24 protein-coding genes and 1 pseudogene are annotated in these 25,928 nt (G+C 48.0%); 17 read left to right on the forward strand and 8 right to left on the reverse strand.

All coding sequences use genetic code 11. The features are described from left to right. Window positions 1–32 precede the first annotated feature (32 nt). On the reverse strand, window positions 33–926 hold the full coding sequence (locus PCH05_RS24480) for an AraC family transcriptional regulator (protein ID WP_127606873.1): 894 nt from the start codon (window positions 924–926) through the stop codon (window positions 33–35). Between the two features lie 262 nt (window positions 927–1,188). Here PCH05_RS24480 and PCH05_RS24485 point away from each other — a divergent pair, with 262 nt between their 5' ends. The 15 genes from PCH05_RS24485 to PCH05_RS24550 all read left to right on the forward strand — a co-directional run bounded on the left by PCH05_RS24485 (window position 1,189) and on the right by PCH05_RS24550 (window position 18,374). Then, the gene (locus PCH05_RS24485; protein WP_246049938.1) at window positions 1,189–1,938 is read left to right on the forward strand and encodes a sugar phosphate isomerase/epimerase family protein; all 750 of its coding nucleotides are present in this window, start codon (window positions 1,189–1,191) and stop codon (window positions 1,936–1,938) included. Between the two features lie 29 nt (window positions 1,939–1,967). Beyond that, a complete protein-coding gene (locus PCH05_RS24490) occupies window positions 1,968–2,714 on the forward strand; it encodes a Gfo/Idh/MocA family protein (RefSeq protein WP_127606875.1) in 747 nt (248 codons plus the stop codon). A 517-nt stretch (window positions 2,715–3,231) separates the two neighbouring features. After that, window positions 3,232–3,669 (forward strand): hypothetical protein, encoded by a 438-nt coding sequence (locus PCH05_RS24495; RefSeq protein WP_127606878.1) that lies wholly within the window; start codon window positions 3,232–3,234, stop codon window positions 3,667–3,669. Between the two features lie 255 nt (window positions 3,670–3,924). Beyond that, complete coding sequence (locus PCH05_RS27435; RefSeq protein ID WP_164766786.1) at window positions 3,925–4,668, forward strand: hypothetical protein; 744 nt, start codon at window positions 3,925–3,927, stop codon at window positions 4,666–4,668. A gap of 4 nt (window positions 4,669–4,672) precedes the next feature. Continuing rightward, entirely contained in the window at window positions 4,673–7,057 is a 2,385-nt protein-coding gene (locus tag PCH05_RS24500; protein ID WP_164766787.1) for a TraM recognition domain-containing protein, read from the forward strand. Beyond that, on the forward strand, window positions 7,050–8,306 hold the full coding sequence (locus PCH05_RS24505) for a conjugal transfer protein (protein ID WP_164766788.1): 1,257 nt from the start codon (window positions 7,050–7,052) through the stop codon (window positions 8,304–8,306). Before PCH05_RS24500 ends, PCH05_RS24505 begins: the two co-directional genes overlap by 8 nt. A gap of 12 nt (window positions 8,307–8,318) precedes the next feature. Continuing rightward, on the forward strand, window positions 8,319–8,540 hold the full coding sequence (locus PCH05_RS24510) for a hypothetical protein (protein ID WP_094050836.1): 222 nt from the start codon (window positions 8,319–8,321) through the stop codon (window positions 8,538–8,540). 13 nt (window positions 8,541–8,553) lie between these two features. Next, window positions 8,554–9,018, forward strand: coding sequence for a hypothetical protein (locus tag PCH05_RS24515; protein ID WP_127606884.1), 465 nt, complete (start codon window positions 8,554–8,556; stop codon window positions 9,016–9,018). A 17-nt stretch (window positions 9,019–9,035) separates the two neighbouring features. Further along, window positions 9,036–11,636, forward strand: a complete 2,601-nt coding sequence (locus tag PCH05_RS24520; RefSeq protein ID WP_127606886.1) for an ATP-binding protein — start codon at window positions 9,036–9,038, stop codon at window positions 11,634–11,636. A 5-nt stretch (window positions 11,637–11,641) separates the two neighbouring features. Further along, window positions 11,642–12,127 (forward strand): hypothetical protein, encoded by a 486-nt coding sequence (locus PCH05_RS24525; RefSeq protein WP_094050839.1) that lies wholly within the window; start codon window positions 11,642–11,644, stop codon window positions 12,125–12,127. Further along, the gene (locus PCH05_RS24530; RefSeq protein WP_127606888.1) at window positions 12,127–14,562 is read left to right on the forward strand and encodes a CD3337/EF1877 family mobilome membrane protein; all 2,436 of its coding nucleotides are present in this window, start codon (window positions 12,127–12,129) and stop codon (window positions 14,560–14,562) included. Before PCH05_RS24525 ends, PCH05_RS24530 begins: the two co-directional genes overlap by 1 nt. After that, on the forward strand, window positions 14,562–15,170 hold the full coding sequence (locus PCH05_RS24535) for a YqhG/Tai3 family protein (protein WP_127606890.1): 609 nt from the start codon (window positions 14,562–14,564) through the stop codon (window positions 15,168–15,170). Before PCH05_RS24530 ends, PCH05_RS24535 begins: the two co-directional genes overlap by 1 nt. Next, window positions 15,167–16,219: a peptidoglycan DD-metalloendopeptidase family protein gene (locus tag PCH05_RS28055; protein WP_127606892.1), complete on the forward strand. Its 1,053-nt coding sequence runs from the start codon at window positions 15,167–15,169 to the stop codon at window positions 16,217–16,219. Before PCH05_RS24535 ends, PCH05_RS28055 begins: the two co-directional genes overlap by 4 nt. A 214-nt stretch (window positions 16,220–16,433) precedes the next feature. Beyond that, on the forward strand, window positions 16,434–17,000 hold the full coding sequence (locus PCH05_RS24545; protein ID WP_371860583.1) for a cupin domain-containing protein: 567 nt from the start codon (window positions 16,434–16,436) through the stop codon (window positions 16,998–17,000). Between the two features lie 759 nt (window positions 17,001–17,759). Continuing rightward, window positions 17,760–18,374 carry a recombinase family protein gene (locus PCH05_RS24550; protein ID WP_127606894.1) on the forward strand — a complete coding sequence of 205 codons (615 nt, stop codon included), beginning with the start codon at window positions 17,760–17,762 and terminating at the stop codon, window positions 18,372–18,374. Window positions 18,375–18,523: 149 nt separating this feature from the next. On the opposite strand, the gene PCH05_RS24555 is transcribed toward PCH05_RS24550, so the two are convergent. The 4 genes from PCH05_RS24555 to PCH05_RS24565 are packed head-to-tail and all read right to left on the reverse strand — an operon-like array spanning window position 18,524 to window position 22,252. Then, window positions 18,524–19,660: a Ger(x)C family spore germination protein gene (locus PCH05_RS24555; protein WP_127606896.1), complete on the reverse strand. Its 1,137-nt coding sequence runs from the start codon at window positions 19,658–19,660 to the stop codon at window positions 18,524–18,526. Further along, complete coding sequence (locus PCH05_RS24560; protein ID WP_246049935.1) at window positions 19,657–20,844, reverse strand: spore germination protein; 1,188 nt, start codon at window positions 20,842–20,844, stop codon at window positions 19,657–19,659. The genes PCH05_RS24555 and PCH05_RS24560 overlap by 4 nt, the downstream gene beginning before the upstream one ends. Beyond that, window positions 20,787–21,176, reverse strand: coding sequence for a spore germination protein (locus tag PCH05_RS27440; protein ID WP_164766789.1), 390 nt, complete (start codon window positions 21,174–21,176; stop codon window positions 20,787–20,789). Before PCH05_RS27440 ends, PCH05_RS24560 begins: the two co-directional genes overlap by 58 nt. A 2-nt stretch (window positions 21,177–21,178) precedes the next feature. Beyond that, window positions 21,179–22,252: an endospore germination permease gene (locus PCH05_RS24565; protein WP_076153199.1), complete on the reverse strand. Its 1,074-nt coding sequence runs from the start codon at window positions 22,250–22,252 to the stop codon at window positions 21,179–21,181. 104 nt (window positions 22,253–22,356) lie between these two features. Between PCH05_RS24565 and PCH05_RS24570 the strand changes: the two genes are divergently transcribed. After that, window positions 22,357–23,835 carry a DUF4158 domain-containing protein gene (locus PCH05_RS24570; protein ID WP_164766790.1) on the forward strand — a complete coding sequence of 493 codons (1,479 nt, stop codon included), beginning with the start codon at window positions 22,357–22,359 and terminating at the stop codon, window positions 23,833–23,835. 154 nt (window positions 23,836–23,989) lie between these two features. Here the strand turns inward: PCH05_RS24570 and PCH05_RS28125 are convergent. The 3 genes and pseudogenes from PCH05_RS28125 to PCH05_RS24580 all read right to left on the reverse strand — a co-directional run. Then, window positions 23,990–24,180, reverse strand: a pseudogene (locus PCH05_RS28125) (DUF421 domain-containing protein); the annotation flags it as partial. A gap of 19 nt (window positions 24,181–24,199) precedes the next feature. Beyond that, window positions 24,200–24,670 (reverse strand): phospholipase D-like domain-containing protein, encoded by a 471-nt coding sequence (locus tag PCH05_RS27795; RefSeq protein WP_307719583.1) that lies wholly within the window; start codon window positions 24,668–24,670, stop codon window positions 24,200–24,202. 464 nt (window positions 24,671–25,134) lie between these two features. After that, window positions 25,135–25,341: a DUF1657 domain-containing protein gene (locus tag PCH05_RS24580; RefSeq protein ID WP_127606900.1), complete on the reverse strand. Its 207-nt coding sequence runs from the start codon at window positions 25,339–25,341 to the stop codon at window positions 25,135–25,137. Between the two features lie 210 nt (window positions 25,342–25,551). Between PCH05_RS24580 and PCH05_RS24585 the strand changes: the two genes are divergently transcribed. After that, window positions 25,552–25,928, forward strand: a 377-nt coding sequence (locus PCH05_RS24585; RefSeq protein ID WP_164766791.1) for a DUF421 domain-containing protein, incomplete at its 3' end; no start/stop codon positions are given.

The raw sequence follows: 25,928 nt of genomic DNA on the forward strand, positions 1-25,928 counted from the left end.
GTTCCGCACGGTTGCGTCCACTTTAAATTATTTCAGTCATGTCTTTTCCTCGTTTGGGAGGGCGTCATCCCCATATACTTTTTATAGATCCTCGTAAAATAATTCGGATTCTCACAGCCCACAAGGGCCGCGATCTCGGTAATCGAATCATTGCTTTCCATGAGGAGACGTTTGGCCTCTTTCATCCGGGACATATTGACATAATCGACAAAGGTTCGGCCGGTCAGGCGTTTGAACATCTTGCAGAAGTAATAGGGATTCAGGCTTACCTCCTTGGCTGCCTGTTCAACGGTCACTTTATCCGCACAGTTGGATTCCATTCGCCGGATCAATTGCTTAAAGCGCTCCCGGTTGGGAAAATAAGCTGTTCCACCTTGTTCCGCAAACTGCCGCGGCATAAAGCTGCGCGACATCAACGTGAGGAAAAGGTGAAGCTTGGATTTGACCACGAGCTGGTAAGCTGGGGCTTTTACGGATAATTCCTGAATAATCTCATCCAAAAGAACGTAATAAGGTTTGCAGGTATCGTCCTGGTCCGCCGGCTTGACGGGAAGATGAAATCTGCCCTCCAAATAAGGAGCGACATACTGCGTGTGAACCGAATCCGACAACCATTCGTTAAACAGCGAAGCATTGAGCACAATACAATCATAATTTACATCCCCGTCAACGAGTGAATAACCGACATGGAGACTGCCGGCAGGAATGAGGATGATATCGCCTTGCTGAACGACATAGGGTCGGCTGTCGATGTGGAAAACAGCACTGCCGGTTTGCATCACGAGAAATTCAAAATGCTCATGCCAGTGCAAATACAGGATACAATCCCCTGCTTTTGCGGAAGCACAACGATTCTGAAAAAGCTGAAACGGATATTCTGCAAGCTCAAGAACCGTGTCCTCCCACAGCTCCTTTGGATAGGTCATAACATACTCCCCCTACAAAATCGGACTATTATTACACAAGATTGAGTAGAGAAAACGGGAAACATGCCCGTTATAATGGTGGTGTTACGAATACTATAAGCCAATATAGGAGTGATAAACAAGATTGGAGCATACATTGCGCATTGGGACGCTGGTGGGTGGACATGATGCTGTAAAGATCATTCCACAGATCGTAAAGCATGGTTTTGAATCCTTTAATCTCACGTTCTGGTAATCCTCAGGCGAGACAGACTTGGGTGAAATGGCCCGAAAAGTGCGTGAGCTTGCAGACAAGCATGATGTTGTGATATCCGCAATCAGTGTGTTCGGCAACCCGCTGACAGGTGAGGGGGATAATGCTGATACCCTTGCCACTTGGGAGCGCCTTATCGATCATGCCCGCCTGTTCGGGACGAATCTTGTATCCGGTTTCACAGGAAGACTGCCAGGCCGCCCGATCGACGAGTCGATCCCCAAATTTAAAGAGGTTTTCGGTGAATTAACGAAGCGCGCGGCGGATAAGGGAGTCCGGATCGCTTTTGAAAATTGTGATATGGGCGGTACTTGGGAGACGGGGGATTGGAATATTGCGAATAGCCCGGCAGCCTGGGAGCTGATGTTTAATGCCGTTCCTGAGGATAACATCGGTCTCGAATGGGAGCCATGTCACCAAATGGTCAGCTTAATCGACCCGATCCCGCAGCTTCGCAAATGGGTGTCCAAGGTGTTTCATGTACATGGCAAGGATGCCACGATTGCCTGGGACATGATAAAAGAACATGGGATTCACGGAAACCAGCCTTATGTGTGGCACCGGACACCCGGCTTTGGCGACACCAATTGGACGGATATTATCACTATCCTAAGGCAGCATGGGTATCAGGGAACGATTGATATCGAAGGCTGGCATGATCCGGTTTACAGAGGTGAGCTTGAAATGACGGGACAGGTACATGCGCTAAATTATTTAAAACGCTGCCGGGGCGGTGATTTTGTCCCGAATCCGGTTTGAATGACAGGGCTGGAGAGGGGGCTGAAGTAATGGCAGTACAACACCGGATCATTGTAGCTGGCTGTGGAGGCATGGCCAATACATGGATTGATTATGCCATGGGCAGGGAAGATGCAGAAATCGTTGGACTGGTTGACCTTAAGGAAGAGTTTGCCGCAGCCATGGCGGAACGAAAAGGCCTATCCTGTCCGATATTCACGGATATTCAGCAGGCTGTCACGGCTACCCAAGCGAACCTGGTTTTTGATGTGACGATACCGTCGAGCCATCACAAGGTCAGCACAACTGCGCTTGAACTGGGGTGCCATGTTTTTTCCGAAAAACCTCTGGCAGAATCGATGCTGGACTGCAAAGATATTGTTCATCAAGCAGAGCAAAACCGGAAGACACATGCCGTGATGCAGAATCGTCGTTATGATCCGCGCATTCGCGCATACCGCCATCTGATCGCGGAGGGGACGATTGGACGACCAGGATTCATTAGTGCGGACTTTTTTATTGGTGCCCACTTGTTAAGAGCGCCTACAAGGGGGATGCTCCGGCCGGGCCTACCGGGGAGTGGATCACCTACCTTTCCGGCGTACCATTTTCCTATGAAGTATGGGAGACGGCCAAGCCAAGAGGCGAACGAAAAACGAGTCATTATAGCGAGTGGGCCGAAGATGTGGAGCGTGTTTTGCAGCAGCTTCCGGATCGGTCTATTACGGATGCGCAGCGCAAGCTTGCGTCTTATTTCGGCATGTCGCTATCTACTTATCAGGCAGTTGTCGCCCTGATGGTGGAGTCCGGCAGAATTACCGTGGAGGTACATGGTAAAGGGCGCGGAGCGGCAACTACGTTAAGACTGGTTTCAAGTCCCGAACCGGCTCCAGAAGTGCCAGTTATAACACCGGTTAAAAATGTACCCGATTCCAACACACTTACCCTAGTTGGGGTGGCGGGTGGGATTCTGCCGCGCTCTCCGGGGGATCGTATTCGTGGAGGGCTTTCTTTCTTGGTTTCGTCTTGGGGTCCGCCTGGTTGATTGATTCTCTTTCTTTTGGGTCGCGATATTGTATGGTTCTAGGGTTGGGGGACGTAGCCCCAGCGGAGGCGCGGGAGGCCGCTTTTTTTCTGGGACTGCTGTTTTCTGTCAGTTATTTCCTCCTAACCTGACTAGGAGATATTATCCATTTTCCCCCTAATTTATTCCATCCTGTGTACGGTAGTGATATACTCCGCGTATATCCTCTCTGTTAACTCTCCTAGACCATGAGTGTCTAACTAAGGCGTTAACTAGCATGTACATGGTGTATGGTTTTAGTTGTTATTCTTCTGCTGGGAAAACCCTTGCTGTTGCTGCGTGCAGGCGTTCTGGTACCGCTCGAAGGCATTTCCCGACCCCACCCTCACAACGTCCGAGGCTGGGGTCGGGAAAACGAGCGGTACCAGAACGCAGATACTTTGGGTGAGGGGAGAGACTTTTTAAATGCAGGAGAGGATACAGGATATGTGAGGAAGGAGGGATTCGGGGGAGAAAGGGATTTAAGTTCAAAGTCGAAAGATAAGATCAAAATCAAGATCAAAAGCAAAATCTTTGTGGGTAATTCAGAGAAGCAAAGTCAAAACCTTGAAAGTTGTTCGAGGAAGAATAACCCTGTGGGCAATTTCATGGATGCCAATCATTGTGAGCTGTTTAGGGAAGATGGTTGGTATGCTGTCGCATACCGTGATCAAAGTTTGAATGCCTAATCAATGATGCTGTGGGGAGCTGATCGGGGAAGTTTGTAGGCTGATTCAGGATGTATTCTGAAGGGAGATCAAATGAAGAATAGCGGCTTTCCGCTGACGATTTTTGTTGCATAGTTAGTTGCAAGTCTAGTTGTACCTTGAGCAGCGGGTTCCCAGGAGGCACACGGACGGATGTGAGCGGGCTTCGGAGCTTTGATATTGATAGCGGGGAGCGTGGTGTGACGCTAGAAACGGTAGCATGGAGGGAGTCGTTTCATGTTAACGAAATACTCGGATTTCAAGGAGAAAGACCTTGAGATTTTACGTTTTGTGTTGAAGCAGGGAATTGTTACGTCTCAACAAATTTTGCGGTACACCGGTGAAACTTCGCTACACAACGTATACAGGCGACTTCGGAAATTGGAAGCGGCGGGACTTGTGTGGAAGAAGAAATTAACGCTGCGTCTGAATGTGTACTTTCCGAAACGTGAGGCGAGGGATTACTTGGACTATCCGGTTACGGTTGCGAACGATACGTCATTGTACACGGCCGAACACGACCTCATCATCAATGATCTTATCCTGCATCTGAAGGCGTCGGTGAAGGCTGAAGGTTTTGATTACAAGACCGAGCGGGAATACCGTTTTGAGCTGCTGGAAGATACCGAGGGCAAGCAGGAAATGCTTCAAAAATGGAACAAAATTCGGGATACATTGCCTGATGTAGTGCTGCTGCTTCCGGGGTTTATGATTGCAGTCGAGGCCGAATTGCATACCAAATCGAACGGCCGTTTGCAAAAAAAGATGCATCGCTATGCAGCCGAGCTGGTTGCAGGAAAGTATACCGATGTGTGGTATTTTGTCCCGAACCAAACGATAGGGAATGCCCTCAAACGAGCGATTGAGCATGTGGCGCAGGAATGGCGATCTGTCGGACGCCCGGCGCAAACTCAATCCGGAAAAAACGTGTTTCAGCAGATTCAAGTACGGTCGCTACCTGCGGAGGTTGTGGGAGAGTGAACCAATGGCTCGTCGGAGCGAGGAGGAATTATTGCTTCCCCAACAACGGGAGAGCGAAGGTGCAACAACGGTTGGCTATATCGTCATAGCGGCACTGGCATTCGTCCTGCTTATTGTGGGGCTTCCAGCCGTGCTTATGGCGGCGGTACTTTATGGCCTGTTTGTGTTCGTAATAAAGAAACCTTGGATATTGTACGCGATCATGCCGGTGAGCTGCATCGGTCTATTTGTGCTACACGGCGCAGGGGAGTGGGCGTCGATCCTGGGCTTTTTGTCGATTCTGAACATACCCATTCTCACGGAAGCGGCCGAACAGTATTTGTATTTACATGGGAACGAACCTTTCCGGATAACCAGTTTTAGCTATGCGTCCGCCTTCATTTTCGGCAATCTTTTGGCAGGGGCAGCGCACCCGTTTATTGACTATTACCGAAGCAAAATTGTGAAAACGAAATACGATGCGCTGCGGAAAAAACGCTCTTCGGGAAGCTATCGGTATTTCCGGGCCAAGCGGTTTAAATTGGTGCAGAAGGCGCAGCTCAAATTCCGGAAATCGAACTCGAAAGAAAATTTTATCGGCTACGACGAGTTTCAAGAGCGCGTTGCGCTAGAGCCTCATGAGCCGAATCAGCATGTGTTTGCGGTAGCGACGACCGGAGGCGGGAAGACCGTCATTATCGGGACGATGGTTGAAAATGCTATACGCCAGGACAAGCCGGTTGTATTTATGGACGGCAAGGGCGAACGGGCATCGATGTTGGAGTTTAAGGAACTTTGCGAACGGTACGGCAAGCGCGTCCATATGTTTACGGATGTGGACGAGATTAGTTTTAACTTTTTGCGACATGGTTCCGCGACGCAGCTCCGGGACAAAATTATGAATTTGTTTGAATGGTCCGAGCCGTACTACAAGCTCAATTGCTCCCGATTTTTGCAGCTTGTTCTCAAAATGATGAAAGAATTTGATTTGACGATCGATCTAAAAAATTTGTATGACCTCACCTATCCATCTAAGGTTGCGGCTGTGTTGAACCGGCAATTAGAATTGGCCAAAACGGAAGTTTTCGTAACTGACGAAGGCAATGAAAAAGCCGTCCCCCATCACGACGAACCCAATATCACATACGAAGATGAACATGAAGTAACAACAGCAGAAGTGACGGCGATTGAAGACGTACCAAATGCGAAGCCGATTTTGGAAGAGCATGAACAAGAGCCGAAAACAGCTTTGTCATTAGAGGAAATCGATGCTTTGCTACAAGGGCAGACCGTTGGGGAACCAAATGTAGCGCCAACGAACGTGCGGGAATCGGCTGCCTCATTATTTGAGGGTTTAGAACCGGCGCCTGTATCAGTCGCTCTCGATATGGAGCCGGAAGCGGAATATGTGCGTGAAGGAGATCCATTGGCGGAAGAATCGTTGCAGGAGGAGCCTGTTTCCGAATCGGAGGAAGAAGGGGAGCCGCCGCGCGATACCGTTCATGTGCAACCGGCCAAAGCAAGCGCTTTATTTACCGGTATGGAAGAAGAAACAGAACAGGAAGAACCTGCGGCCGCGCGTCGATTGGTTTGGGACGAGGCGCGGCGGGCCAGAGTGGAATATTACCGTGAGCGTTTTTTTGGCATAGACGACGAAGAGGAAAGCACGGGTATTCCGTTCGGGACGCTCACCAGTTTGCGCAATCAGCTCGCAGAACTGATGGAAAGTGATCTTGGGCCATTGTTCGAGGAAACCGGCGAAGGAATTGACTTGAAAGAAATTACGGATCGGGACGAGGTTGCTATTTTCTCGCTATCCGGGAACAAGTACCGGGACTATATCAAGACACTCGGGCGGCTTGTTATATCCGAAGTGAACACGCTTGTCGATTACCGGCAGAAGGAAGGCAAAAAGTCGATCATGTCCGTCTATGACGAATTTTCGGCCTATGTCTCCCATGAGGTTGTAGACGTGATCAACAAGAGCCGGTCGGCTGGGTTTGAATGTCTTATATCGGTGCAGGGCTTATCTGACATCGACGCCGTTGATCCGGTGTTGACGCGGCAGATCATCAACAACTGTAATACGTATTTCGTCGGTCGCGTCAACGAAAGTGAGGATGCGTCCACGCTTGCCGCCACGTTCGGCACCTATGAGGACGGTGACATTACAAAGCAAGTCCAGAAAACAGCCGTCAAGCTTCGGATGGAATCGGAAATGGGGACGGTTCGTAGTGTGCAGCGGTTCCGGGCGCATCCGGACGAAATCAAGACGCTAGCGACCGGCGAGGTATTTTTAGCACGGAAGACCATTGAGAAAAACGGGGAGCCGTATGTAGCCCGCGTTTACGTGCGAAATGCGCTGGATACAACCGGCATTCCTGCGAGAAAGGAGCAGCAGTATGCCTAAAAGTTTAGCCAAACTGAAAGCGGCGTCTGATGCGCCGCAGCGGGAAAAAGGAGCGATCCTTCGACAATTCAAAAGTTGGATGCGTAAGGAGAAGCCCGAGAAGCGGCGGGCTTACCGGCCGCGCGGCTATATGACGCGGAAAATTGGAGCTGCCGCATTTTGGCTCGCCTTTGCCTTTATGTTCCTGGTTGTGTTTTTCTCGGCCATTCAACCGAACGATCCGGCAGACGCCCAAACGCGAAATGAAGGAGCCGAGCTGACGCTAAACCCGGCCACGACAACGACGGCCGTCCAATATGCCGAAAATTTTGCCAAGGAGTATTTTACGTGGAAGCCTGGCGACGAGGCGACTCAAGACCGGAAAAAGCGTCTGACTCCGTTTCTGGCGAAAGGGCTTGATCCGCAAGCTGGACTACAAACTTCCGGCCTGAAAACAACTTCGACCTTCCTGAAGGCCGAAATCAAGCACATTAAAGAAATGGGGCCGAACCGGGCGTATGTGACCTTGGAAGTGTTCTATAAGCTTGGTCTGCCGAAAGAAGTTGAGCAGCCCCCGGCGTCGCCACCGTCCGGAACGGATGCTGCAAATGGGGGTACGGCCCAAGACGGACAAACTCCCCCACCGGAAAACACGGCGCAGCCTCCAACGAAGACGATTCAATACGAGCCAAAAGAAGTCAGCAAATTTTTTGTCGTGCCGGTTGGTTACGACAAAAATTACGGCATCTACGACTTGCCGAAATTCACGTACATTGATCGGCAAACGACGATGGAGGCAGATGATCGGGCCAAGGGGTTGCGAGCCGCGGATGAACCGTATGAAATCAAAGAAAACATCCGCAATTTCCTGACTACGTTTTTTAGCTCCTTTGCCGCCGATCCGAAGGACAAGCTAGGCTATTTGTTGTCTGATCCGGAGCATCAAAACGGGTTAAATGGAGCCTTACATTTTGTCAGTGTTACGTCGACCGAGATTTATCAATCGGGCGAGAGTCAGACAAAACCGGCCGACGCTGCTCCGAAGGAAACGGAAGCGAACGGATCGCAGCAAGCCGGAACAGCGGCCTCCCCTGTGTCCGGTGAAGTGACTGGCGCGGCAACGGCAACGCCGGTTACGCGAACGTATATCGTGCTGTGCAGCGTAACCTACGAAGACCCGGTTTCCAAAGATCGTTTTATGACCAACTACCGGCTGACCGTAACCGAAAAGGAAGGCCGATATATCGTAACCAAAATGGACGAAAAATAGGAGGGATCGGCTATGGACTTCAAGGGACTACTGGATTGGGCTTCCGAGCAAGGCGGGTATCTTATTCTGTTTGGCGGCATTATTTTCATTGTTGTCCTGGCGTTCCGGCGACATTTCATCGGGGCGGTTGGTACACTTGTCATTTTGATCATTGGGTATGCCGTCGTCAAAAATCCGACGATACTTGGCAACATTTCCGAGTTCTTCACCGAGAAGATCGGCCTGAAAAAGTGAAGGAGGGCCAGCGATGGAACAACAGCGAAAAGAACTGTGGGCTTTAAACGATTTTTTGAAGTTTGAACGCAGGCTGTATCAGTTTGCGGGCTTGAAGTTTGGCCGAGAGATTAAAATTAAGGCCGTTTTATACTGGTTGTCGTTTTCTGCAATTGAGTTCGTGTGGTATTGGATTCCGGTTCTGAATTTCCCCTTGCGGCTGCTTCCGGAATCGATCCTGTTTGCTTTGCCGTTTGCAGCAACGTATCTGCTTATGGATGTAGGGACGGAGAATCGGCCTCCGATCAAATTTCTAAAAAGCGCTGCTGCTTACCACTGGCGTAAAGGAAAACGCGTGACCTACTACAAAGGCAAGGAGCTGGAGCAATCCAAGTCATATGGGTTCGGCGGCCAATTGGCCGCCAAGGACTTTCCCGTCGCCAAGAAAAAGCCCAATCCGAGCTATCAATTTCGAGGCTACTTTACAGTAGACGATTGAAAGGCGGGTGAATGTGCATGAAGGTATTTACGGACTTTCCGGTGCGTCATATTGAAGGCAATTTGGCGTTTGGCAGGGACGGCAGCGTATGGGCCTATTATCAAGTGGAAGGGTTCGGCTACGATTTTCGAGACACGATGCAGAAGATCCATCCGTACAATCGGCAGCTCTCTTTCTACGTTGAAAATGTACACGACCTGCATTTCCTGATGATACCGTCACTGACAGACGTTTCCGGGATCATTGACGAGACGATAGAGGAGATCGGCCGCAAGGACTATGCGCTAAAAGAAAACAGGATTCGTTATTTTCAAAGTCTGAAACGAACGCTCGCCGCGCAGCGTTCGTCCCGAGAAACCAACGAATATCATTCCTATATTGGGGTGCAGCTCGATCCGAGGAAAAACGAAATGCGCAAAATCGGCAATTTGGGTTTGGCAGCGGTGACAACGCTAAAAGACTTGGTTGCCGGATTTACTTCTCCCGTTTACCGAGCTGTGGGCCTGGAACCGAATGACATCCTCAAACGGGATATTGAGCAATGGAGGCGGCAGGCCGATGGCTTAAGGGAAACGCTCGGCCAATCGATGTCGTCGCTCGTACGGGCGCTGACGAAGGAAGAAACGGTTTTTTTAATCGAACAGAACTTTAGCGTCACACATAACGATACCCGGCTGCGAAAAGGATATGAAACCGGTATGGACGTAAACGGGATCGAGGATAGCGGCCGGGTTCATGAGGCACGGCGCGGTAATTCCAAAGCGTTCTACGAACTGCAAAATGCGGAAATCGAGGAGTACGACCAAAAGACGCTCAAGCTTTATAAGATGGTTGGGGAAGAGATCGAAGAAAATTATGTGCAATACCTGGTTGCCGATAAAATCAGCCCGCGCAGCTTGCATCCGGGATCAGAATGGATGCTTCATTTGCAAAACAGGCTGCGCTTCCCGGTATCGGTGTCGATTAAAGCAAGCTTCATGCGTAACGATCAGATTATTAAGCAACTCTCTGATGTGCGCTTGGCCTATGAAGATCAGCGAATAGAAGCGGCCAAGGGCGGCAGTGAAGTTGACCTGAAGGTATCCAAGTCGGAGAGCGGCGCAATTCAGATGGAGGCGCGGTTCCAAGAAACAGGCTATCCGGCGTATGTCTGCTCGTTTGTTTTCAAAGTGACGGCCAAAGACCCCGACGAGCTGCGTGTCCGGGTAGACGAATTGAAACGCGAGATGAACCAATTCGGCATGCACTTGCTGTCGCCATATGGGGAAATGATTTCGTATTTTATGGAGTTCATTCCAACTTCGCCGCGCTACAATGCTGACTATTTGCAATATGTTGAGCCGACGAAGCTCGCGGGAATGATGTTCGCGGCCACGACGAATATAGGAGACAACCGCGGATTCTATCTCGGCCAAACGCTTAAACTCAACCGGCCGGTATTCATCAAGCCGGACTTGGCCGCAAAAGCATTTGAAGGCGTCCAAAACGTTGTCGATTCATTAGCTGTCATGATTGCCGGAATGACCGGTAAAGGCAAATCGTTCTTGATCAACCTGTTCGCATACTTGTCCGTCTTGAGCGGATCGCTTGCGCTGATTGTAGACCCGAAGGGCGACCGGAAACGTTGGGCCGAGGGGTTGCCGTTTATTCCTCCGGAATTTATATCGGTGTGGACACTAGGAGCCGACGAGCGCGATGCGGGTTGCCTTGATCCGTTCCGGACAAGCGTTTCGACTTCCGAGGCCAAAGATATTGCAATGGACATTCTCTCGTTCCTGTGCGACAAGCACCTGGGGGATGTTGGCTTTACGCAGCTCTCCGAAGCCATCGAGCATGAGGGAGAGCAAGACGACCCGTGCTTGGGCGGACTGCGGGATTATTTGAAAGCACGTTTGCCTCAAGAGACGACGGAGCGCCGCCGCGAATCCTGCATGGAGCTGATCGAAACGCTGGAGACGTTGGGGCGTCTGCAAATCTCGCGTCTGCTGTTTGGCGAAAAGGGGCAGCGCTATCGCGTCCTGGAAGTGAGCAAGCCGCTGCAAGTGCTGATGGTGCAAAACTTGCAGCTCCCGAAAAACGATAAGGACCGGGGCAAAATTCGGCCGATTGAAAAGATTTCCGAAGCGATCCTGATTTCGATTGCGGCCTTTACGAAGCAGTACATGTTCAATCAGGACCGGCACATTCATAAAATAGTGGTGCAGGATGAGGCGAAAACGGTAGAGCGATCCGCAGAAGGCAAGGCCCAACTCGACTTTATTACGCGTATGGGGCGGCATTACAACACAACTTTAATGAAAGGGACGCAAAACGCCAGTGACTATGACGAGGACGTGGCCAATATGGGGATGAAGTTCTCGTTTGCGCTCAAGAAATATGATGAATCGCTGGAAATGTTGCGTTACTTCAATCTGCCGGACACTCCGGCCAATGCGGAGTACCTGAACAGTTTAGATCGGGGAACGGCGCTGTTCCAAGACATTTACGGCCGGACGGCGGCGATTCGCATTCATCCGGTTTATAAGGAAATCGAGGAAGCGTTCGACAGCTCCACGGCGACCGAAGAGGAACGGACCTACGAACGCCAAAGGCAGGAACGCATCCGGACGGGAGTGTGAGACAAATGCGAAAAGGACTATTCATAGGAATGCTGATCGGGGCGCTGCTGCTGTTGGCCGCATGCGGATCATCCAGCGGCGGCAAGCCATCGGCTGATGTAAAAGCAGCGGATGACCTAGCGTTGCAATATGTTCAAGCGTCAGTCGATGGAGATGACGAGCTTTTCCGGAAAATTCTTTCTCCAGAAGAACCGCACTATCGCATTTTAGAGAAAGACGAGCTTACGTTTCCAGGAAGATTTAAAGAGATTGGAGAACGTTACAGTATTTATCGGTTTGAAAAGGAACCAGGCGAAAAAGGAGTGTTACATTATGAAGTGATTTATTATTTGCCAAACCATAATGGAAACGCTAAAGACTTCCTGGAAATGAAGAAAGAAAAAGGCGAGTGGAAAATACGTGAATTAAAAGCCGAGGAAGCAGAACAAAAAGTCGAGAACCCGAAGGATGGTGTTTACATTCACAAATATGTAAAAGAAGGTGAGGGCTGATGAAACGGCTGCGGCCCTTCCTGGTATTGATGGTACTGTTCCTCTTATTGCCGGTAACGGCGGCGGGTGCAGCAACCGGAAACACGGGTACGGGCATATCTGATAATTTGTTTGATACCAAACATGAGGTGACTAGCGACGGTTCCAAGGCATATTACCAAATCGATGTAACAAGCAAGCAACCGGGTGAAGACGACGACGGTGGAGGTTTCAAAAACCCATTCAAGACCATCGGGAGTTGGATTTCCGGCGACGCCATTAAGGATACCGTGCTGGCTCAATTCTATGAGGGCATGAATTTCGTTGTTAACATTTTGTTCAAGGTCAATGTGTACATGACGAACATGATGCTCACGGTCCTGAACTACGCCTACCATTTCGATGTGATCAACCGGATCATCGAACAGATCGAAGGTGTCGTTCAAAAAATTACAGGCATCTCCAATTTTCATTTTGAGCAATACGGGCTTTACGGTGATTTTCTTATAGCCATAGGTGTAAGTGTAGGCTTGATGTTTGTCTATAAATATTTCTTTCAACATGCGCAGCTTGAGGCGACCGGCAGTGTTGCAAAAAGCGTGATCATTCTGGTGGCGGCTCTGTTCTTTTTCACGAACTATGGCACGGTTCTGAAAGGCGCGAACAATATTACAACCGAACTGACGGGTCATGTCATCGGTGCGTCTTCCGGTTTGTTTGAAGGGAAGGAAGGTGATTCGACCAGCGGCCTTGGTGAAAATATGTGGAATCTGTTCGTTCACCGGCCTTATCTCTATATGCAGTACGGCAATGATGACGAAAGCACAGTCGGAAAAGATCGGGTCAATGCGCTGCTCAAGCTTCCGCCAGGCGAGGACCGGCAAGAGTATGTTGAGAGAACTGAAGTAAATAAGCGCTCCAATATGATGATGACCTATTCAATGGTTCCGGATCGGCTCGTGTTTACCGTTCTGTATACGATTGTCAACGGCATTACGTCGATACCGATTTTCGCTTTAGCATTGCTGCTCATTCTATTCCAGTTTTGGTTTTTGACGATTGCGGTTGCTGCGCCGTTCTATATGGTGATTGCTGCATTTCCGGGCGGGGGAGGCGTATTCCGCCGATATACCGAGGAACTGGCGTTGCCGCTGCTGTTGAAAATCGCGGTGTCCGTCATTGCTTTAGTCGTCTTCACCATGTCGGCCATCGTATATGAAGTCAGCAATTCTGACAGCATCGGCTATTTCGCGACGGCCTTTGTGGAATTTATTGTGCTGTTGCTTATTTTTGTACTGCGCAAGCGATTTATGCGTATTCTCATGGAAGGAAACAGTTTAATCCGCAGCGTGGCCCATGAGGTATCGAACTTTGACCATCATGTGAGTAATACCGCCCGCGAAATGAAACGTAAAGCGACTAAGGCGGCTGCGCAAGCGGCGGGTGCAGCGGTTGCCGGTCCGGAAGGGGCGGCGGTCGCCGGTGCTGCCGCAGATGGAGCGATGGGCGACGATAACAAAAGCGAATCGCTTGAAAACGTATCGATGCACGATGATGAAGGTAAAGAAAAGGACGAAACGGTATACGCCGATGCGGAAATTGTTTCACCCGGATCGCAAGTCGTGCCGCATAGCAAGCAGGCGGATCGCGACCCCGATATTATCGATATGCCGCTCACTCGTTTATCTGACGCAGGGTCGTGGCATCCTGGCGGTCAGTCAGCGGCAGCAGAGGCGGCAGCGGCAAGCGAAATGCCGGGTACCGGAGAAGCTTTGCCGATGTTGATGGCTTCTGCAGGGGCGAGAGGCAGCAGAAATCCTTCTCGCTATCGTCTATCTAAGGGCGGTATGGGCAGGGCGGCAATGACTGCGCGGCGCGGACAAGCCGTATCCGGTAGGAATTATGCTCATACCCGGACTGCTTCCAACACGCCGATAGCGCCGGATGGGATCACTACACCCGATTTGACAGCAAGTGAGGCGGTTCATCGAGAGCAGGGCCGTGCCGCCCTGCCTAATACAAGTCTTTCTTCAGCCATGATGGACAAGCCAAGGGAGCAAATGGCGACGCCGCCGCAACCCATGAATGCATCGGCACCAGTTCATGAGACAATGCAGCAACCGGCGCAGCAGGAGGGGAGAACCGTACCTTCGGCCGTTCCTGAATATGTCCAAGCTATTCCACATGGAACGAGAACAGCAGCGCCAGAGGTCGTTTCATTAGACTCCCGACGTCAGGGAGGGGAGCGTAGAAGGCAGACCAAGTCCGAGGCCCGTTCCGATTCGTTCCGGACGGCGCGAGGATCAGCCATATTGGAATCATTGGAGATGCCATTCGTTTCGCATGAAGCAGCTCCGATGACTTCACAGGATAACCTTATCCCCCGAACCGGGGCGACGGAACTGCCGTCGAAGAATGCCTCCTTAGAGGAGGACGAAGGGGAGCGTGAGAGCTAATGGCGCGTTCCCCACAGCTTCCTGATCGGGCTAAAACATGGTTCAGTATTATCATTGGTCTGCTGCTGATCGCGCTTTTTATCGGATCATTGTTTTCCGGAAGACGTGCCGCGCAGCCGAAAGAAACCAAACCGGCTGCGGTCCATAAACAACAAGGAGACGTATACCAGTACGAGGCTCAGCCGGAGCCAGAGGAAACGACAAGCAAAACACCACCTATTACCGAGGAAGCGGTAAGTAGCGCACAGGCCGTTCTTCCGGATTTTCTGAAAGCGTATGTGCCGTTCGATAGCAAACAGCCGGACGCTTACGTGGATCGCTCCAAACCCTATATTACCGATTCCTTTTATAAGCAGCTTTCATCGTTTCAGCGGCGGGGAACGCTTTCTCGCGCGAAGACCGATTATGTCACAGCCGAATGGACACCGGCCGAGCTGAAAGCAGACGAGCAATGGTACAACGTGGATGTAACAGTGACCCATACCGATATAAACGGTAAGAATGAAGATGGCTTGCTGCTTTATGTGGTGTTGCTCAAACGGGTTGATGGGAAATGGAAGGTTGATGATGTCGGTATTCGTCCGGGATCGGGGGCGATTCCGGAATGAAAAAATGGGGATGGCTGATCGCAGCAATTCCGATCCTGCTCGTTGTCGCCTTATGCGGGATGTTTCTTTTTCCGCTGTTGTTCATGGGCGGGGGAAGTATCGGATACGGCTTTTTAGGAGGGTCAATCTCGCCGGTTGGGGAACGTGAAATACCGGCCGAATATATTCCAATCTATAAAGAGGCGGAAGCCAGGTACGGCGTTCCTTGGAATTTGTTGGCCGCGCATCATCGCGTCGAGACGGTATTTTCTACGCTTCAGCCAATGATTTCGAGCGTCGGAGCAGAGGGACATATGCAGTTTATGCCGTGTACGTGGGTAGGTTGGTCGCATCCATCTTGCTACGGTGCCGGGCGGGGGAGTTTTACCGAAGAAGAAAAAACGAGCTTGGCCATGATCGCCCGGTACGCCGGGTATGGTGTGGATGCAGACCGTGACGGCCGGGCGAGTATGTGGAGCCTGCAAGACTCCATCTTTTCCGCCGCGAACTATTTAGCCAAAAACGGCGCGTCGACCGGCAACCTGGAACGTGCCATTTTTGCCTACAATCACAGTCAGGATTATGTAGCGGAAGTGATGATGTATGCAAGACTCTACGTGACCGAAGGATTTATTCCGATTGAAGTGATTGAACCATCCGAAAGCGGCTTTGCACGGCCGGTTTCCGGTGAAGTCACATCCGGTTTCGGTATCCGGATCGATCCAGTGACCGGCAAGCCGGGCGCATCTCATGAGGGCATCGATTTTGCTTGTCAGGCCGGGCAACGCATTCCGGCTTCCAAAGCCGGTAAGGTTGTGTTTGCCGGTTGGCAGGATGCAAACGATAAAAGTAAAGGCTACGGCTTATTTGTTTGGGTAGACCATGGCGGCGGCTTTAAGACTACGTATGCGCATATGTCACAGACGACTGTTCAGGTCGGGGATATCGTTCAGGCAGGGGATGTGGTCGGCGTGTGCGGTTCCACGGGCAAAAGCACCGGCCTGCATTTGCACTTTGAAATCTTTGTAAATGGGCGGCGCGTCGATCCGTCTCCATTTATCGGTTTGTAATGTTCGGGGTTTTTAGTAGAATGGATCTCCTGTAGCCAACTTGAAGCAAGTGGGTCTCGCTGTAAAAACGAACGATCGCAGACTGCTCTGCCGGCGAAAAAAACCGTCAGATTACGAATAATGGAAACAAAACAGCTCCGCCCATTTTACACTCCTCTAAGTAGGCAATTGCATAGGATGAAGGAGAGTAATGAAACAGGAAAGGAGAATGCATTTGTACCGCCAATCAAGCTATCATCATCAATGGCTTAATCCGATGTATTACAACTGGCATTTCAACAATTGGAGTAACCAAGGTAGCCCTTGTTTTATCGATTATGCCTATAATTGCTATGAAAGAAATCACTTTTACGGAAACATTGCATTAAAGGACTATGGGCCAAATCCATTTGCAATTAATATTGAAGAGGCTGCAAAGCAAAACAGTAACTACCGTACCGCATTATGGACAGGAGAACATTTACAGGTTACTTTGATGAGTATCAATGTTGGGGAAGATATCGGCTTAGAAATTCATCCGGCACTCGATCAATTCCTACGCATCGAAGAAGGTCAAGGACTTTTTCAAATGGGTAGGAGTAAAGACAGATTAGATTTTCAAGAAAAGGTCTTTGAAAATTTTGCAATCATGGTCCCTGCTGGAACATGGCACAATCTAACCAATACGGGTAATAAGCCAATTAAACTTTACTCTATTTATGCACCACCTCAACATCCGTATGGCACAGTTCAACAAACAAAACCAATTGCCATAGCTACCGAAGAAAGCCATCATTACTAGATGGGCGACCGCCAACATAATGCGGATTTTGTACGCTAAGGATCGAAAGCCCTGAAAACCATGTATTTTCTGTACGCTAAGCCTATACCAGCGTTCGTGTCACCAAGGGGCAAACGTATGGAAACAGATGGTAACCACTTTGCGGGCTGTGACAGCTACGCTGGTTTTCTTAACGTAGTAAATTCGCGTTTTGCTGGCGGCACCATAGCTAATTAATATGACCGCTAATTGGCATTATCGGACATGAGAGTGCTGGAAAACGGCTGTTCATGTCCACTAACGTAGTCGGTATATCAGAAAATCTATGTCCACTAAGCTCTTAACGTACAATTTTCGCATTTGGTTGGCGGTACCCTAGATGGTTGAAGTGGAAATCGTTTATTTGTAGCACCTTATTTAAAAACGGATACAAAGTTGAATGGCAGGAAAAGCAGGTTCCAATTGTGACCTGCTTTTTGTGATTCCCTAACAAAATACGTTGATTACATGTAGGCAATATGTAACCCCCCATGTTTCGGGGGGCGCTAGCTCGTTTAGATACTCAGACAATATTAGCAGGTCTTTGGGTAGGAGACATTAGTGGAACTGTAATTGTTCCCTGTTTAGTAGTTATCGAAAATGAAGTACGTCTCGAAAAGCATGCTTTTTGATACGCGGGAAAAATGCCTGTATTTACGTCTCAAAATATCCTAAAATAACTTTAGAGACGTTTCACATTCGACATGGATATTTTGAGACGAATATGGGGGAGAAAGTCATATGAAGCTGGGATATGGCCGTGTGTCGGCTAAGGATCAAAATCCGGAACGGCAGCTCGTCAAGTTTCGGGAGCTGGGCATTGAAGATCGGTTTATTTTTGTCGATAAGCAGAGCGGCAAGGACTTCGACCGCCCACGCTATCAGGCTATGCGTCTGATGATCCGGGAAGGCGACTTGGTGTATATTGATGCGCTGGACCGGCTTGGCCGGGATTACGATGGCATAATTACCGAGTGGAAGTACATCACGAGGGAAGTCGGCGCTGACATCGTATGCCTGGATAACGAAACGTTGTTCGACTCCCGGAAGTTTAAAACGATGGGCGATTTCGGCAAAGTGATGGAAGACCAATTTTTAAGCCTGCTGGCATACGTGGCCGAGCAGGAGCGCAAGAAGAACCGGCAGCGGCAGGCGGAAGGGATCGAGGTTGCCCGGGCGGACGGCGTTATATTCGGTCGGCCCAAGCAGGAGATCGACGAAAAGTTTGTGGAAGCGTACCAGGAATGGAAAGCTGGCCAGCTTTCCGCGATGGAGGCTATGCGTCGGATCGGTATGAAAAAGCCTACGTTTTACCGGCGAGTGAAGGAATACGAGGAAATCAATGAGCGATTCTAGCTGTTGCCACGGCGTCTATTTCGTTTCGCCCGGTGCCAGTTATAATTAATCGAAAACAATGATCGCAGCTCCTTCACCGGCGCTGCTTTTTTCTTTTTGGGGTAGTACCAGCGAAGCTGACACCACCCGCAAAGTAAATCACTCAAACATCAAGGTGAAAGTTTATACCTGCCAGAGTACACGATTTGTACATTAACATTGATATTTCGTAAGGAATCTTTGTTTAGCACAGTCCCGGATGCAATCCGTGTCCATTCATAAGGATTCTTGCGAAAAAGAGATTCCCCCAGATTATAAATATCTATTTTCTTTTCGAACGCGTTTTGAAAGGTATGCCTAATTTGATGCTCAATTTCTTTTTGAGCCATCTGCGTAAGTTCTTGCTCCGTAATTTCTGCATGTAGCTCGTTTACTCCAGCCTTCACCTTAATGGAAATATCGAAATATGCTTTGTCATATTTAACCCATGGTTTGACATCATATTCGGGTTTTTCAGCAACGAGAACTGCAACAAGCTTGTTATCAGTAAACAAGTTAATGGGCATCCGAACTGTATGTTTATTCAGCCATGGCATTCCTTTTATTTCTTCGAGGCTCATGCGTGCGTAGTAGTTGTCCTTATCGTATATTTGTATGCCTGAAAATCTAAGCAACTCGTGCGGTTTTTCATTTTCTTTCCACTGATCCTTTCGAACAGAAATTTCTGGTATGTAGCTTATCTTCGCCTTTTCGTTTGAATCCATTACAAAATTTTGAATACGGATCGGAGCGAGGATAGAACGCTGCCGATAATTCTGTTCGGGGTTATGCAGAATCGATGCTTTTGGCGATAATTTGAAAAATGAAGTCGCAAGCAAGATCTCGTCGAGAGGGTCGCGCGTACTGAACACCCACGCTAAATACCTGATCTCACGATATCGGTTAATCAGTTCTAACACTTCACCGACTTTTCGTTCCTTCAATAACCTTTCGCTAAACAAGATTGCAGAGATTTGTCCCCAGTTTAACCTTTGTTGCGAAGTGCTGTATAAATCATTCGCTGCTTCTGTAAACGAGATACCTTTTCCTCTACCGATCCAGACCGGGGGCTGTTCCGCTTTCTGCTGTCCTTCCAATTTTGCCACTGTCGAGAAATCGAGCATTTGCGCATAAATGATGTACTGACCATCCACATAGTCAATTCCAACAGCCGTTGCATAATTCATGTTTTGCAATTCATATTTGCTCCAGCATCCGGTGAGAATGCAGGGGAGCAAGAGAAGAGCGGCACATTTGTATACGTTCATTGCTGACCCTCCCCTTGGCGTGTGGGATCTTGAGTGTTTAGCATGTCAGGGCGGGTTTTCCGCCATTTCCAAGGTAATCGAAACAAGGCATTGGCGAAATCTTTATATGGAGGCGAAACCGGAGCCAGGTAAGGCAAACCGCATGAATGTAAAGAGGCTAAGTGAGTTATTAAGATAAACAACGCAAGTAAGAAACCATAGATCCCCAAAATCGATGACATAGCGAACAGAAAAAAGCGCAAAATGCTTATTGTCCCAGATAGTGACTGGCTGGATAAAGTTGAACCGAATACTTGCGTAATTGCACCTATGACGACGATGCTGGGGGACAAAAATCCTGCACGAATGGCTGCATCCCCTAAAATGAGCCCTCCTACTACCGTAACTGTAGACCCAACCGCGGAGGGCAATCGAACACCGGCTTCCCGCAATATTTCCAAAAAGATGAGCGCGAGAAACATTTCCCCTGCCACGCCAAGAGGAATACCTAGCCGGTTGACGCCAAGTGTTGCAAGAAGGTAATAGGGTAGTTGATCTTGATGATACGCAAGAATTGCGATCCAAAAACCGGGTAGCATAAGTGATACGGATAATCCAAGCAAACGAAGCGATTGTCCAAACGTAGCAGACAAAGCAGTATAGTGGATGTCTTCTGGCGTTTTCAGGAGCAGGAACAAATTGGCCGGAGCGATCAAAGCAGCTGGTGTACCATCCACTATCAGCGCTACACGTCCATTCAGCATGCAGTTAACGGCAAAGTCTGGTCTTCCCGTATAGCCCATCAAAGGAAACAAAGCTTTGGTCGGTTCCATTAGCTCTTCCAGTTGAGTGGCGCTGAATGCTCCGTCAATGTGAAGGCGATCCAATTTCGCCTTAATATCTTGGACAATTTTCGGATCAACAATGTCTTGCATATAGAAAATTGCAATGGTTGTTTTTGTTCGGACACCTACGGTTTTCGTTTCGTATACCATGCTGGTTGACTTGATTCGTTTTCGAATTAACGCAACATTGACACCGAGTTCCTCAACAAACCCGTCTTTCGGCCCACGAATGGAGACTTCGATATTGGATTCTTCGGGCTGGCGTGCCGGTTTTTTCGATATGTCGAGGGAGAACAATGAAGTTAGCGCCGAAATAAACAATAGCAGTTTTCCTTCGAAAATGTCCGTTTCTGCTCCCACTCCTCGAAGGAAATGCTCTCAAGCTGTAATTGACTCGACTCAAGAAGTTCCTGATTCTTATGAAAACCGTGATTTTCGTAAAACCGAGTCAAGTGAGGAAGCACTACATCCTGAATGAGTTGTTGATTGTCACATAATCCATCGCAATACAGCAAAACGATGCTTGATTGATCGTCGCCAGCTACTAATTTATAAACATGATGCTTGACATCACGACACATCTGGAACTGTTGAAGAAGTGCTTGTTCATTAAGAGGTTGCGTATCAGGAGTCCCTTTTTGTGTCGACGATTTCATGTGATTTATCCATTTATGTTTGAAAAGATTGATCATCTTCACGTGCTCCTTTTACTTCTTGTTGAAATAAATATTCGCGCGACATAAACGAGCATGGCCCCCAAGGTAAAGATACAAAACGAAGGGAAGTAAAATTGGCTGAGCAGATCTTGAAAAAGCATATCGCTGATTGGCAACAATGTAGCAGCCAGCATGAGTAAAGCGCCCAGAAACATAGGCAACCACCTATACTTTTGCATTTTCCACAATTCGCTTAAGAGATACAGCGAAAGAGAAACTCGAATGTACATACCGGATAGCCATTGGTATATTGAGAAAAAATCAACATGCTCGACATATTCGCCTAGTCGAACCATCCTCCATTGTGCGTATGCGGGATATCGTTGATGTGCTGCCTCATCAGGCCCAAACATGGAAATCGAACCCATTAAAGGACCTATCGTAAGTCCGCATAGTAAGATGCACATAATCATTAAGTTTTTGAAACCCGGCTTCTTTGTTAACTTGTGCTGAAACAAGGTAAGCACCATCAATTCCAACAATCCCCCAGCCGCGTAGGGAACACCTTTCCAAATTGGAGGTGTTCCGTTTTCGAGATAAGGCAAAAGCAGGGTGTAGTCTTTAAACTGAAAGTTTGCAGCCATGACAAAGTCGCCTAGAATAACAACAAAAGGCAACAATATTCCACTTAAAATTGCAATGGTGCGAAGCCCTTGAAATGCCGCAAAAATGCATCCGATCAGCGTTGTTCCAGTAAGAACAAGCAGAGGTGTTTGAGGCATATACGTTGCAATCGTCCATGTTGTAGTATCCTTTAAAGAAATGAACCCCATAAGCCATACAAGCACACTGTATAGGACAATTAAGGCTGCTGAGAAAAATCTTCCGAAGTGTTTCGTTAACCAATCCCTAACATGCATGCCGTTCATGTTGTTTAGGATAATACTCAGAATGCCAACCCATATTGGCGAACAGATTAATACAAGAAGTACCACAAGCCAGGCATCTCGTCCCGATGCACCGAGCAGCAACGGGATGATGATAACATGGTTAAGCAATCCTACTGAAAGCAATATGATCATGTATGACTGTAACACCGAAATTTTTTGCATTAACTCACCGCATCCTCATAAAGTTCCGTCTTTAATTTTGTAAAATGAACTTCAAAGCATTTATTCCCATATTGTCTCATTAAGAATGCATTTGTATACTGGATTTGTCTCGGAGGGGATCATGTGAAGCGAAACTGGATGAGTTAATCGAGCATTTTACATTTCTTCCAAACGAAATGCAGCAAGTCGGGAACAAATCTGGGGAGACTCGTATGGGATTTGCGGTACTGTTTAAGTTTTTCCAATACGAGGCGAGGTTCCCCACGTATAAATTCGAAGTGCCCAAAGCGGTCATTCAATACATTGCGAAGCAGATCGAAACACCGGCAGAGCTCTATGCACAATATGATTGGGCTGGCCGATCCATTACCTATCACCGAACACAAATCAGAGAGTTTTTCGGCTTTCGTGAGGATACCATCCAAGATGCTGAAGAGGTAATCGATTGGCTATGCAAAAATGTGTTATTCCAGGATCACGACTTCGAACATTTGGTTGAGATTGTATACCGGCGATTTCGGGAGATAAAAGTTGTACCGCCTACGCCCGATCGCATCGAGCGACTTATTAGAGCGGCAATCCGTACATATGAAGAGCAATTTTTCCAAGCCACACTGGGCAAGATGCCCACGTCGTCTTTGTCTAAATTGGATTCACTTGTAGAGCGCATCGCATTTCTGGATGAAGAACAGGGCGGTTCAAGCAGCGACGAGGGACTTCTTTCTTTTCAAGAGCTGAAGTCCGATCCAGGCAAACCAGGTGTTGAAAGTGTGTTAAGAGAAGTAAGCAAGCTACGAACGATTCGAAATCTGGAACTTCCGGATGATCTGTTTCGTGATATCCCTCTTAAAGTATTGACCAAGTACCGACAGCGGACCGCAACAGAGGATCTCAGGGAACTTCGCCGGCATCCTGATCCGATCCGTTATACACTGTTGGCCGCCTTCTTCCGGCTAAGAAGCATGGAAATAACGGACAATTTGATCGAGCTGCTTATTCAGATCGTCCATCGGATAGGAGTAAGAGCAGAACGTAAAGTCGAAAAGGAAATTCTGAATGACTTACGCAAGGTAAGCAATAAGTATGGAATTTTATTCAACATGGCGCAGTCCGCAATCAATAATCCAGATGGAGTAATTCGTGATGTCATTTTCCCGGTTGTTAATGAACAAACATTACGGGATTTGATTAAAGAATTCAAACACACCGGACCGGCCTACCGAGAGAAAATTCATACCATTATTCGGGCTTCTTATGGGAGTCAGCCCGAGATTCTTCAATACGATATTCCGATGGCCGAGATTATTCGAGATTTCGGGCGGTTTTTTCATGTATTGTTTTTGCTCGTAATCTATGGAGAAATATTCACCACATTGATAGGCAATGTTTTCGGAATTTCTCGTCAAATCCAAAGTCTATATAATCTTCCTAAAAGTTGGTTAGTTCTTGGCATATTACTTGCTAGTTTTTTGATTAGTCAAGCCGGTTTCACCTCCTTACTTACTTATCTTTATCCGCTATTTGGGTATATGGGTTTGATACTTCTTATTTTTTTAGCAGCTCAACGGATGCCCAGGGACTAAGTCTCCATATTTTTATAAGTTGATTCGGCACGAAATCCAACTATTGGGTAATTATGCTACTATCGGAATTAAGGCACAGGGTTAATCGATCCAACTTCTTATTTCCAAGACTTTTGGCCTGCCGTTTAATAGCTAACATAAAATGACCTCCATAAGAATAAAGAATACAGCATAGGGTAGACAGTTGCATGTCATATAGAGTATTTCCAACGACTTCACCTAAAAAATAGCTGAAATGAAGTCAAACGGTGTTACTTGACTAAATTGGTTTTTCCCTAACATCTTTGTAATGATGGACAATCCTACAAAACCTAGCAAGAACTCAATTGAGAATTGAAGAAACAACTTTTCATTTCCTCTTTCATCAAATGATTGGTGAAAGCAAGCACGCCGTTTGATCGAGAATCCGCTGCAAATGCGTGCGTTGAGGCGGGACTTCCATCCGTAAGGGAATGGAGTCCGCAAGATCATGCTCGAATTGTTCCGCCAGTTTTCGTGCTACTTCAGAACTGTACACAACTTCGCACACTTCATAATTCAGACGGTAGCTTCTTAAATCAACATTTGAGGAGCCTATCTCGGCAATTTCTCCGTCAATGATCATTAACTTCGCATGCAACACGCCTTTATTGTAGAGGTAGATATGAACCCCGGCTTCCAAAAGTTCTCCATAGTAGGTCCGACTTGCAGCTCCAACGATGATCGATACCACGTGGCGGGGAACTAAGCGCACTCGGACACCGCGAACCAAAGCTGCTTTAATCGCCATAATAATGTCTGCATCTGGCACAAAGTAAGGCGCGATATTCCAATGGGCGTCGAAGACTGCTTGCAGTTCGTTTGCAGGTTAACCCACTATTCGAATATGGGTGTCGCGTCAAAAGCCGACATTCGACTTTAATCCGGTATATTCATCCCCGATATTGATGCCTCCAGTAAAAGCTTCCTGACCATCGAATACAACAATCTTACAATGATTTCGGCAACTCCAATAGGACAGCGCCCAAGGGAAGCGAATGGGGAAAAAAGATCGGCATTCAATTCCAACCTTCATCATTTGGCGGCCGTAGCCATGGGCGTGCGTTGGGCCGAGGGGGAACTTGGATACTGTCAGCTTTAGCAGTGGCGATGGGGGCGGCAGTGTTTAGGATTATCCAAGGTTAGCTGTCTAAACAAATGAATAGTGGCGAAAAGAGATCAAACCCTACTCAACTTGTAGGGTTTGATCTCTTTTCTAATCTGTTCACCGATGAAAACAGACAAGCCATGTCCTCAATATTCATAGTTTGTCTGTTTTTCTTAAAACCCCTTATATTGAGGCTCTTCATTTTCCAACTGTTGTACGCGGCTTGCTACTTGCTGCACGATTTGTTGGGTTTGTTGGGCCGCATTCGTAAAGAGCGATTTTGCTTCTTGATTTTGTGTTTCCAAAGCAAATTGTTCCAGACTCGCCTGAGCACTTTTTAAAGATGCTACGCACGTTTTCACTTGAGAAGCAACTGTCACGGAATGTCACCTCCTTTACCTTAGGATAGGATAATGTTTCAGGGGTAATAGGAATAGATGCTTACATTCTCCTAATACTCAAATTAATATTTCCGTCTCGCAACAAAAGCATACGTTAGAAAAATTTTCAAATGGAAATGAATGAAAATAATGGAATAGGGACATATTAACTTTTGTCGATTAATGTGATTGGAAAGGAATGGTGATATTATGCCGGATTGGGTAGAAATCGCTTTGCGAACGTTATTGGCTATGGGGGTTCTTTTTGTCCTAACGAAGATATTGGGTAAACGACAGGTATCACAGCTTTCATTGTTTGAGTATATCACCGGAATCACGATCGGCAACCTTGCAGCTTACGTTTCGTTGGATCTGGAGTCCACTTGGTATCTGGGCTTGGTTTCGATGACGGTTTGGACCGTTGTTTCTTTAGGGATTTTACTTTTACAGCTGAAAAGCAAAACGGCAAGAGACCTATTCGACGGCAAAGCAACAGTGCTCATTAAGGACGGCAAGATCATGGAGGATAACCTAAAAAAAGAAAGGATTACCACGGATGAACTTATGGAACAGCTTCGAACAAAGAA

The sequence above is a fragment of the Paenibacillus chibensis genome, assembly GCF_004001045.1.
Taxonomy (GTDB): domain Bacteria; phylum Bacillota; class Bacilli; order Paenibacillales; family Paenibacillaceae; genus Paenibacillus_AQ; species Paenibacillus_AQ chibensis.

Coding starts and splice junctions, on each gene's coding strand:
- PCH05_RS24480 (WP_127606873.1), bottom strand. CDS start 926: ATGACCTATCCAAAGGAGCTGTGGGAGGACACGGTTCTTGAGCTTGCA.
- PCH05_RS24485 (WP_246049938.1), top strand. CDS start 1,189: ATGGCCCGAAAAGTGCGTGAGCTTGCAGACAAGCATGATGTTGTGATA.
- PCH05_RS24490 (WP_127606875.1), top strand. CDS start 1,968: ATGGCAGTACAACACCGGATCATTGTAGCTGGCTGTGGAGGCATGGCC.
- PCH05_RS24495 (WP_127606878.1), top strand. CDS start 3,232: ATGGTTTTAGTTGTTATTCTTCTGCTGGGAAAACCCTTGCTGTTGCTG.
- PCH05_RS27435 (WP_164766786.1), top strand. CDS start 3,925: ATGTTAACGAAATACTCGGATTTCAAGGAGAAAGACCTTGAGATTTTA.
- PCH05_RS24500 (WP_164766787.1), top strand. CDS start 4,673: ATGGCTCGTCGGAGCGAGGAGGAATTATTGCTTCCCCAACAACGGGAG.
- PCH05_RS24505 (WP_164766788.1), top strand. CDS start 7,050: ATGCCTAAAAGTTTAGCCAAACTGAAAGCGGCGTCTGATGCGCCGCAG.
- PCH05_RS24510 (WP_094050836.1), top strand. CDS start 8,319: ATGGACTTCAAGGGACTACTGGATTGGGCTTCCGAGCAAGGCGGGTAT.
- PCH05_RS24515 (WP_127606884.1), top strand. CDS start 8,554: ATGGAACAACAGCGAAAAGAACTGTGGGCTTTAAACGATTTTTTGAAG.
- PCH05_RS24520 (WP_127606886.1), top strand. CDS start 9,036: ATGAAGGTATTTACGGACTTTCCGGTGCGTCATATTGAAGGCAATTTG.
- PCH05_RS24525 (WP_094050839.1), top strand. CDS start 11,642: ATGCGAAAAGGACTATTCATAGGAATGCTGATCGGGGCGCTGCTGCTG.
- PCH05_RS24530 (WP_127606888.1), top strand. CDS start 12,127: ATGAAACGGCTGCGGCCCTTCCTGGTATTGATGGTACTGTTCCTCTTA.
- PCH05_RS24535 (WP_127606890.1), top strand. CDS start 14,562: ATGGCGCGTTCCCCACAGCTTCCTGATCGGGCTAAAACATGGTTCAGT.
- PCH05_RS28055 (WP_127606892.1), top strand. CDS start 15,167: ATGAAAAAATGGGGATGGCTGATCGCAGCAATTCCGATCCTGCTCGTT.
- PCH05_RS24550 (WP_127606894.1), top strand. CDS start 17,760: ATGAAGCTGGGATATGGCCGTGTGTCGGCTAAGGATCAAAATCCGGAA.
- PCH05_RS24555 (WP_127606896.1), bottom strand. CDS start 19,660: ATGAACGTATACAAATGTGCCGCTCTTCTCTTGCTCCCCTGCATTCTC.
- PCH05_RS27440 (WP_164766789.1), bottom strand. CDS start 21,176: ATGATCAATCTTTTCAAACATAAATGGATAAATCACATGAAATCGTCG.
- PCH05_RS24565 (WP_076153199.1), bottom strand. CDS start 22,252: ATGCAAAAAATTTCGGTGTTACAGTCATACATGATCATATTGCTTTCA.